The following is a 9,244-nucleotide window of genomic DNA, read 5'->3' on the forward strand; positions in this document are numbered from 1 at the left end:
GGCAATCAGAAATGGGTGAAGGTCAGGCCCAGCTTGTAGGTCGGGCCATACTCTTCGTACTGGCCGTTGTAGCTGCGGTGGCCGGTGTAGACGAAGTAGGACTCATCGGTAAGGTTCTGGACCTCGAAGCTGACTTGCAGGTTCTTGGTCAGCGAATAGCGCGCGCTGAAATCGACGAAGGTCTGGGCGTCGACATGCAGGTCGTGGGCCTTGTCGTTGATCGAGGCCAGCTCAAAGAGGTAGGCCGATTTGTAGTTGGCCGAGAGACGCAGGCTGAGCTTGTCGTTTTCCCAACCCAGCATCAGGTTACCGACGGTGTCCGATTGGTTGGGCAGGCTGATATTGCGCTTGCGATTCGTGCCGCTGGCGCTGTCGAAGCCTTCGATGTCAGCACTGGAGCGGCTGAACGTGGTGTTGGCACCGACCAGCAGGCCGTTCCACGGTGCCGGCAGCCAATCGAATTTCTGTGAGTAGGCCAGTTCCAGGCCGTAGAGCTTGGCGCTGTCGCCGTTAGCGTAGGTATGCGCCTCGGAAAAGTTGGTCCAGGCCCCGGTGCCGGCCAGGTCGGTGTTGTAGACGAAGTTCTTGATGTCCTTGTAGAACACGAATGCCGATACGGTGCCGGCGCGGCCCATGAAATGTTCGATGCCCAGGTCCAGGTTGCTCGATTCCAGGGGCTTGAGGTCCGGGTTGCCAAAAGTGGCTTCGTCATCGTCGATCACGAACCCCGGCGCCAACTGGCCGAAGGTCGGGCGCACCACCGATTTGGTCCAGGCCGCACGCACCTGGGTGTTCTTGTCGATCTGGTAGCGCGCATGCAGGCCCGGCAGCCAGTGGTGATAGCGGCGCTTGGTCTCGGTAGGTGTGAACACACCATCGGTAGCGCCAGTCCCCTTGGCTTCGAACTCGGTGCCCTCGTAACGCAGGCCGGCGATGAAACGCCAGTCGTCGATATCAACGGTGTTCATCAGGTAGCCGGCGTTGATGTCTTCACGGATGGTGAAGTCGTTGACCCGGGACTCGGTCTCGTCATAGAAGTCCGCAGCGTTGAGGCTGCCGATCAGCTGCTTGATGCTGCTGGGGCTGATGCCCGGCCCGTAGTTGCCCAGGCGATAGTCGACGTTGCCTTTCTGGAACTGGCTGAGGTTGAGCTGGTCGGCGGTAAAACCGAGGGTGTCGAAGTCTTTGTAGACCCAGGCTTCCAGGTCGTTGTCCTTGTTGCGACGACTGACCTTGCCGCCGAACTTCACCTGGGAGGCATAGCCGCTCAGGTCGTAGTCGCGGGCCAGGTCCAGGCGCAGGTTTTTCTCGGTGTCTTTAGTGTTCTGTTTTTCCCAGTCGACCTTGTCGAGGGTGAAGTTGCGCGCGTCGTAGAAACCGCTGCCGATGATCGGGCGTGGCTTGTCCTTGTCGTAGAAGCCGCTGTTGGCAAAGTCGCCGCCGTCGAAGGTGGCACCGGCGATGTGCGCCGGGCTGTCTTCGCTGGACTGGCTGTAGCCGGCCTGGCCGCTCAGGGTCCACAGGCCGAGCATGCGCTCGCCGCCGAATACGTAGGACTGAATCTCCTGGGTTTCTTCGCGGTTCTTCAGCTTGCGCTTGGCCTCGGCATCGCCCAGCTCGCCGGGCGCTAGGGGGTCGGCAAATTCGAGGCTGGTGGCGTTGCGGGTCTCGGTGTCTTTGTAGCGGCTGTAGAGGGTGCGCAGGTAGTAGCTGCTGAGGTCATCGGGCTTGTAGTCGAAGTTCAGGCCGCCACCGGCACGTTCGCGGCTGATGTCGTAGTCGCGCTGCTCGAATTCATTGAGCTTGGCGCCATTGGTGAAATCCCAGGCGCCGCCGGTTTCGACGTTGTCCGAGCCAAAGTCACGCTTCTGCCAACTCAGCGCGGCGGCCACGCCGAAGTTGTCGATACCGTCGCCGAGGCTGAAACGGTTACTGGCGGCGCCGGAAAACTTGGGGCTGGTCTGGCTTGTGTTCTTGTCGTAGCTGGCCTCGGTGCTGCCGGTGTAGAACAGGCCCTTGTGGTCGAAGGCCGACAGGCTTTGCACATCGACGGTGCCGCCCAGGGAGTTGGCGTCCATGTCCGGGGTGAGGGTCTTGATCACCGACAGCGACTGCACCAGTTCCGAGGGCAACACATCGAGGGCCACCGCGCGGCGTGCGCTTTCCGGGGCGGGCACCAGGGTGCCGTTGATGGTCACGCTGTTGAGGTCCGGGCCGAGGCCGCGCACGCTGACAAAACGCCCTTCGCCCTGGTCGCGCTCCACGCTGATACCCGGCAGGCGCTGCGCCGCTTCCGCGACGTTTTCATCCGGCAACTGGGCCACGCCGTCGGCATGCACCACGCTCTTGATGCTGTCGGCGCTGCGTTGCTCCTTGAGCGCCTGATCAATGGCTGCCGCCTGGCCGACCACTTCGACGTGCTCGGTGTTGGCCACGTCGGCCGCCCAAAGCCGCTCGCTGGCCATCGCCAGGGCCAAGGCAGTAAGCGTGAAGCCGACGAGCCCGGTGCGCTTGTACATGCAATCCTCCCCAAGAATCCATTGGCGCCAGGCAAGAGGCCCGGCAACTGGGAGGGCACGCTAGGGGTGGGGGATGACGGTTCTGTGACAGGGGGCGCCTGCAAACCCCGTAAACCGGGGTTTTGAGCGGTTTTAAGCGAACAAATGAGCTGAATTGACCTCGATCAAAATGTGGGAGCGGGCTTGCTCGCGAATGCGATATTGCAGCTAGCACATGTGTGGCTGATCCACCGTATTCGCGAGCAAGCCCGCTCCCACATTTGTTTTGTGTTTGGCAGGAGATTGTGTGTATGCCATGAGCTGATTCGACCCCTCCCCACCGTCACGCAACCGTCACATCCATCTGCTGTGCTGGCGCCCATCGCTTTTTTGCCCAAGGACTCGCGGCCATGTTTTCCGTGCTCAAACCCCACCGCTGGAAACTCTCTCTGTTGCTGGTCGCCGCCAACCTCGGGCTGATCCTGCACTTGGCCTGTGGCGAGCTTAAGAGCTTCAGCGAATGGGTGTGGCTGGATATCTTCGGCGAAGGCGGCTCTGCGCTGTTGGCGTTGGTGTGGCTAGGCCTGGTGCTGAAAAGCCGCCCTGCCGGGCGTGTCACCAACTACCTGGCGCTGGGCCTGTCGTGCATATTTTTCTCCTGGTGGATCGACAGCCTCGATGAGTTCATCCGCCTGCCCGACAGCATCACCTGGGATCACTGGCTGGAGTCCGGGCCGATGCCGGTGGGCATGATCCTGCTGACCATCGGCATCTACCACTGGCACCGCGAACAACTGGCGATCAGCGCGCAGATGGAAAAGCGCGAGCGGTTGTTCCGCGAACATCGGCTGTTCGACAAACTCACGCCGCTGGCCGGCGCCGACTACCTCAAGCGCCAGTTGGCCGACAGCCTGCACGACAGCCACGCGCAGCAACAGCCGCTGTCGTTGCTGGCCCTGGACCTGGACAACTTCGCCGGCATCAACCAGGCCTACGGGCATGCCGAAGGCGATGCGGTGTTGCAGGCGCTCAGCCATTTGCTACTGCTCAACCTGCGCCGCCAGGACCTGCTGTGCCGCCTGGCCGGTGACCGGTTTGTGGTGCTGTTGCCCAACACCGGCGAGCGTCAGGCCAAGGAGCTGGCGCTGGAGTTGCAGCAGGCCGTGCGCGGCCTGGCCCACAAGACCCGGCTGCACGGTGAGCGCCTGCAACTGGCGGCGACCACCGCCGTGGTCATGGCCCTGGACGAGCCGCCCCACGACTTGCTCAAGCGCCTCAACCTGGCCCTGGCCAGGGCCAAGCAACCCCTGGCGAAAAGCGCCTGAGATGGCCGTCAAAACCAGCTGGTATGAAGCGGACAGTCGCTTCATTCCTGGGCACTACCAACCGGCCACGCTGATCGACCTGGCTCTGTCTCGGGACATCGACAGCCACCGCCTGCTGCGCGGCACCGGCTTGTTCCACGAAGACATCCTGGCCGGCACGGCGCGGCTGAGCCCGCAGCAGTTCCTCGGTTTGATCGGCAACAGCCGCAAACTGCTCGACGCCGACGACAGCAGCTTCCTGTTTGGCCAACGCCTGTTGCCCGGCTATTACGGCGCCGCCAGTCATGCGTTGGGCCATGCACAGAACCTGCACCAGGCACTCGACATCCTGATCCAGCAACAGGTGCTGCTCAGCCCGTTGGTGACGCTGCAACTGGAACTGGATGAGCACCACGCCTACCTGTACTGGCTGGACAGTTGCGGTGCCGGTGAACACTGGCGCTTCTTGCTGGAAGCCAGCATGACCTCACTGGTTGCCATGAGCCAATGGCTCAGTGGCGAGCGCCTGCCATGGACGGCCAGCTTCAGCCATGCTGAGCCGCGCTATGTCGAGCAATACTGGGTGAACTTGGGGGAAGACACGCGTTTCGAGCGACCACTGGACATGCTGAGCATCCCCCGCCAATACCTCACCCGCGCCTGGCCGGGCGCCTCGGCCACCGCCGGCCAGGTGGCGCGCCAACAAGCGCGCGAGCAGATCGAACAGCTGGGTTTCACCGGCAGTTTTCTGGATTGTCTCTACGACTACCTGCGCGAGCAGGTGCGCCAGCCGCCGAGCCTGGAACACGCCGCGCACGCTTTCGCCATGAGCCCGGCGACCCTCAAGCGCAAGCTGCACAAGCACGACACCGGTTTTCAGCAGCAGGTCGACCGTGTGCGCAAACAAGTGGCGCTGCACCTGTATCAGGTCAAGGGCTACAGCAATGACGAAGTGGCGGCGTACCTTAACTTCAACGACGCGGCGAACTTTCGCCGCTCATTCAAGCGCTGGACCGGCAGCACGCCCAACCTGATCCGCCAGCTGTTCAACAGCCGCTAGCCAGGCGTTCACGCAGGAACTCCACCAGCGCCTGCACCGGCCGCGAGCTTTGCCGGTGTTGCGGGTACACCGCCGACAAGGTCAGTGCTTCGGGGGCGAACTCGTCGAGGACGGTGACCAGGCGGCCATCCTTCAAGGCATCGCCGACGATAAACGTCGGCAGGTAGGTCACACCCAAGCCGGCGATGGCGGTGTCGCGCAGCAAGTCGCCGTTGTTCACGCGCATACGCCCGCTCACATTCAGCGCCTGCACCTTACCCTTGAAACGCCATTGCACCTGGCGGCCATGGCCGTAGGGCAGGCAGTCGTGGTCGGCAAGGTCTTCCGGTTTTTGCGGCGTACCGCGCAGGGCCAGGTAGTCGGGGCTGGCACAGTACACCCGTGGGATGCTGGCGATACGCCGGGCAATCAAGGTGGAATCTTCCAGGGTGCCGATGCGCAGCACCAGGTCGTAGCCTTCGCCGATCAGGTCCACGGGGCGGTCGCTCAAGTCGACCTCCACCGAGACTTGGGGATGGCGCTGCAGGAACAGCGGCAACAGGCAGCCAAGGTGGGCCATGGCAAACGACAACGGCGCGCTGAGGCGAATAGTGCCGCGAGGCTCGCTGTTCTGCCCGGCGATGCCCTGCTCCACTTGCTCGACTTCACCGAGCAGACGCAAGGCGGACTCGTAGTAACTCTGGCCGAGTGGCGTGACATCAAGACGGCGCGTGGAGCGGTTGAGCAGACGCACGCCGAGGCGGTCTTCCAGCTGGATCAGGCGGCGGCTGACGAACTGCTTGGACAGGCCCAACTGTTCGGCGGCGGCAGTGAAACTGCCGGATTCCATGACCTGGCAGAACAGGCGCATGTCTTCGAAGGGGTTCATTGTCGCTTCTCGGTGGACATTTATGCGGTTGTATAACCGGTAAGTCGTAACACCACAAACCAAAAATGTGGGAGCGGGCTTGCTCGCGAATGCGGTGGATCAGTCAACGAATCTGCCGACTGACACTCCGTATTCGCGAGCAAGCCCGCTCCCACAAGGGTATTGCGGTGTGCTGAGAGCAGCTTACTTGGCGGTAAACGCCGAGTAGCTGTTCATCAGGTTGCGGTAGTTGGGAATGCGCGGCGACAGCAGGTTGGCCAGGCCTTCCATGTCGTTGCGCCAGTCGCGCTGCAATTCGCAAGCAACCGCGAACCAGTTCACCAGTTGCGCACCGGCGGCGGTCATGCGTGCCCAGGCCGCCTGTTGCACGGTTTCGTTGAAGGTGCCCGAGGCATCGGTGACCACGAACACGTCAAAGCCTTCCTCCAGGGCGCACAAGGTCGGGAACGCGACGCACACGTCCGTCACCACACCGGCGATGATGATCTGCTTGCGGCCGGTGGCCTTGACGGCCTTGACGAAATCTTCGTTGTCCCAGGCGTTGATCTGGCCAGGGCGGGCGATGTACGGCGCGTCCGGGAACAGCTCTTTGAGCTCGGGCACCAGTGGGCCGTTGGGACCGCTTTCGAAGCTGGTGGTGAGGATGGTCGGCAGGTTGAAGAACTTCGCCACATCGGCGAGGGCCAGGACGTTGTTCTTGAATTCGTTGGGTGAGAAATCCTGTACCAGGGAGATCAGGCCAGTCTGGTGGTCGACCAACAGTACAACGGCGTCATCTTTGTTCAAACGAGGGCTAGCCATGGTTCAACTCCTTACGGGGGATGGGAAATCAGAAAGCAAAGCACGAACAGCCAAACGCACCCCAGAATCCCTGGAAGTCGCTGACCGGCACGCTGGAGAGCCGCGCTTTTTCGTGGCCGTGGGCATGCACGCCGCACGGGCCGCTGCATTGGTGAACTTGAGCCTGCAACGGCGAACTCGGGCGCCAGTGACCCGGCACCTTGACCACCGGCGACCAGTCCGGCAGCACCGGCACGCGGGGCGGTGCGAAATCTTCGAAGTCACCGGCGCCGTAGACCACCTTGCCGCCGACTACGGTGAGTACCGATTCGATCCACTTGATGACTTCTTCATCGACACTGAAGAAGTCTGCCGACAGCGCGGCCACGTCCGCCAGTTGACCGACCTTGATCTGGCCCTTCTTGCCCTGCTCGGACGAGAACCAGGCGCTGCCATGGGTGAACAGTTCCAACGCAGTGAGGCGCGGCAGGCCTTCGGCGTGCAGCTCCAGGCCGCCAACGGTGCGACCGCTGACCATCCAGTACAGCGAAGTCCACGGGTTGTAGCTCGACACCCGCGTCGCATCAGTGCCCGCGCCGACCGGCACGCCTTCGGCAAGCATGCGCTTGATCGGCGGCGTGGCTTCGGCCGCCTTGGCGCCGTAACGCTCGACGAAGTACTCGCCCTGGAACGCCATGCGGTCCTGGATCGCAATGCCACCGCCGAGGGCACGCACCCGCTCGATATTTTTCGGTGTGATGGTTTCAGCGTGGTCGAAGAACCACGGCAAGCCATTGAACGGAATGTCGCGGTTGACCTTCTCGAACACGTCGAGCATGCGCGAGATGGACTCGTCATAGGTCGCGTGCAAACGGAACGGCCAGCGCTGCTCCACCAGGTGGCGTACCACCGGTTCCAGTTCCTGCTCCATGGTCAACGGCAGGTCCGGACGCGGCTCCAGAAAGTCCTCGAAATCCGCCGCCGAGAACACCAGCATCTCGCCCGCGCCGTTGTGGCGCAGGTAGTCATCGCCCTGGTGCAGGGTGACACTGCCGGTCCAGTTCTTGAAGTCGCTGAGTTCTTCCTTGGGCTTCTGGGTGAACAGGTTGTAGGCGATGCGCACCGTCAACTGTTCGTCCTTGGCCAACTGCTCGATCACCGCGTAGTCATCGGGGTAGTTCTGGAAACCACCGCCGGCATCGATGGCGCTGGTCAGGCCCAGGCGATTGAGTTCACGCATGAACTGGCGGGTCGAGTTGACCTGATACTCCAGGGGCAGTTTGGGACCTTTGGCCAGGGTCGAATACAGGATCATCGCGTTGGGACGCGCCACCAGCATGCCGGTGGGATTGCCGTTGCTATCCCGCACGATCTCGCCGCCCGGCGGGTTCGGCGTGTCCTTGGTGTAGCCAGCCACACGCAGCGCGGCGCGGTTGAGCAAGGCACGGTCGTACAGGTGCAGCACGAACACCGGGGTGTCCGGTGCGGCCTGGTTGAGCTCTTCCAGGGTGGGCATGCGTTTTTCGGCGAACTGGAACTCGTTCCAGCCACCGACCACGCGGACCCATTGCGGCGTGGGCGTGCGATCCGCCTGGTCCTTGAGCATGCGCAAGGCATCGGCCAGTGAGGGCACGCCTTCCCAACGCAGTTCCAGGTTGTAGTTCAGACCGCCACGGATCAGGTGCAGGTGCGAGTCGTTGAGGCCGGGGATGACGGTGCGGCCCTTGAGGTCGATGACCTGGGTGCCACTGCCGCGCAGGGCCATGGCTTCACCGTCGGTGCCCACGGAGACGAAGCGCCCCTGGTGAATGGCGACGGCAGTAGCACGGGGGTTTTCACGGTCCACGGTGTGGAACTGGCCATTGAACAGAATCAGATCGGCGTTCATAGGGTTTCCTTTGCAGAGGCTTCAAGCCAGGGGGCGAACAGGCGGGTGGCGGCCGGCATCAACAGGTAAACCACCAGCAACACGATGGTCAGGGTGATCAGGAAGGTGGCGACCACGTAATGGGAGAGGAACGGGTGCAGACGCAGTACCGGGCCCCAGATGATCGGCACCAGCAGGGTCAGCGGCAGGATCACGAACAGGGTGACCACGGCCTGCTTCCAGCGTGGCGGCTTGGCGGCGTTTTCGGTTATGGGGTTGAACCAGAATTCGTTGACCGCACCGACTTCGGTGTTGTCACCCTCGGCGAGCATGGGGGTGGCTTCGGCGATCAGGGTTTTGCGCTCAGGGGAGTCGAGCCAGGTTTCCAGGTCGTCGGTGGAGCGGTAGCGTAATACGCAGGTGAACAGCGCCAGGTTGCCTTGCTTGCCGCGCACTACGTCGACACCGAGGTGGCCTGGGCGGTCGCCGGCGATGCGTACGATGCGGCGTAGCCAGGCTTCGTAGTCGGTTTCTCGACCTGGTTTGATCAGGTGTTTGACCACCAGGGTGACGACTTCGTCGGGGGCTGGTTTTGTTGCTGGGTCCATGGGGTGTCCCTCTGCCTTGATGTTTCAGCGATGAGGGAGTTTGCGGGGGTTGGGGTGGGGAAAATTGGATGTACGTGCTGTTTGGGGTTGGGTACATATCCGTTATTTGGGTAACGGCTGATATTGGTTCCGCCCTTACGGCGGGTCACTTTGGAAAAGCCCCAAAGTAACCAAAGGGCTCTTGCCCCAACACTCGGTACCTCGCCTAGGCTCGGTATGCCCGTAATCCGACAGTGATTTGGGGGGCCGCCGCCACGCG

The 9,244-nt window shown here is 62.4% G+C and carries 7 protein-coding genes; 2 read left to right on the forward strand and 5 right to left on the reverse strand.

Going from position 1 to position 9,244, the window contains the following annotated elements; translation table 11 throughout:
* Positions 1-5: 5 nt before the first annotated feature.
* Positions 6-2,519, reverse strand: coding sequence for a TonB-dependent receptor (locus ACP7EW_RS28570; RefSeq protein WP_426221478.1), 2,514 nt, complete (start codon positions 2,517-2,519; stop codon positions 6-8).
* A 389-nt stretch (positions 2,520-2,908) separates the two neighbouring features.
* On the opposite strand from ACP7EW_RS28570, the gene ACP7EW_RS28575 reads away from it, so the two are divergent.
* A complete protein-coding gene (locus ACP7EW_RS28575; protein ID WP_426221480.1) occupies positions 2,909-3,823 on the forward strand; it encodes a GGDEF domain-containing protein in 915 nt (304 codons plus the stop codon).
* 1 nt (position 3,824) lies between these two features.
* The gene (locus ACP7EW_RS28580; protein ID WP_033897154.1) at positions 3,825-4,862 is read left to right on the forward strand and encodes an AraC family transcriptional regulator; all 1,038 of its coding nucleotides are present in this window, start codon (positions 3,825-3,827) and stop codon (positions 4,860-4,862) included.
* On the opposite strand, the gene ACP7EW_RS28585 is transcribed toward ACP7EW_RS28580, so the two are convergent.
* The 4 genes from ACP7EW_RS28585 to ACP7EW_RS28600 all read right to left on the reverse strand — a co-directional run bounded on the left by ACP7EW_RS28585 (position 4,849) and on the right by ACP7EW_RS28600 (position 8,985).
* Positions 4,849-5,730: a LysR family transcriptional regulator gene (locus ACP7EW_RS28585; RefSeq protein WP_426221482.1), complete on the reverse strand. Its 882-nt coding sequence runs from the start codon at positions 5,728-5,730 to the stop codon at positions 4,849-4,851. The genes ACP7EW_RS28580 and ACP7EW_RS28585 overlap by 14 nt on opposite strands.
* Before the next feature lie 183 nt (positions 5,731-5,913).
* The gene (gene ycaC, locus ACP7EW_RS28590) at positions 5,914-6,531 is read right to left on the reverse strand and encodes an isochorismate family cysteine hydrolase YcaC (protein ID WP_257782430.1); all 618 of its coding nucleotides are present in this window, start codon (positions 6,529-6,531) and stop codon (positions 5,914-5,916) included.
* 28 nt (positions 6,532-6,559) lie between these two features.
* Positions 6,560-8,398, reverse strand: a complete 1,839-nt coding sequence (locus ACP7EW_RS28595; RefSeq protein WP_426221485.1) for an amidohydrolase — start codon at positions 8,396-8,398, stop codon at positions 6,560-6,562.
* Positions 8,395-8,985: an antibiotic biosynthesis monooxygenase gene (locus tag ACP7EW_RS28600; protein ID WP_426221487.1), complete on the reverse strand. Its 591-nt coding sequence runs from the start codon at positions 8,983-8,985 to the stop codon at positions 8,395-8,397. The genes ACP7EW_RS28595 and ACP7EW_RS28600 overlap by 4 nt, the downstream gene beginning before the upstream one ends.
* Positions 8,986-9,244: the final 259 nt, after the last annotated feature.

Source organism: Pseudomonas sp. DWRC2-2 (assembly GCF_049897885.1).
GTDB classification, from domain to species: Bacteria; Pseudomonadota; Gammaproteobacteria; order Pseudomonadales; family Pseudomonadaceae; genus Aquipseudomonas; species Aquipseudomonas azotoformans_A.

Excerpts from the sequence above, each read along its gene's own strand:
- ACP7EW_RS28570 (WP_426221478.1), bottom strand. The coding sequence starts at position 2,519 with ATGTACAAGCGCACCGGGCTCGTCGGCTTCACGCTTACTGCCTTGGCC.
- ACP7EW_RS28575 (WP_426221480.1), top strand. The coding sequence starts at position 2,909 with ATGTTTTCCGTGCTCAAACCCCACCGCTGGAAACTCTCTCTGTTGCTG.
- ACP7EW_RS28580 (WP_033897154.1), top strand. The coding sequence starts at position 3,825 with ATGGCCGTCAAAACCAGCTGGTATGAAGCGGACAGTCGCTTCATTCCT.
- ACP7EW_RS28585 (WP_426221482.1), bottom strand. The coding sequence starts at position 5,730 with ATGAACCCCTTCGAAGACATGCGCCTGTTCTGCCAGGTCATGGAATCC.
- ycaC (WP_257782430.1), bottom strand. The coding sequence starts at position 6,531 with ATGGCTAGCCCTCGTTTGAACAAAGATGACGCCGTTGTACTGTTGGTC.
- ACP7EW_RS28595 (WP_426221485.1), bottom strand. The coding sequence starts at position 8,398 with ATGAACGCCGATCTGATTCTGTTCAATGGCCAGTTCCACACCGTGGAC.
- ACP7EW_RS28600 (WP_426221487.1), bottom strand. The coding sequence starts at position 8,985 with ATGGACCCAGCAACAAAACCAGCCCCCGACGAAGTCGTCACCCTGGTG.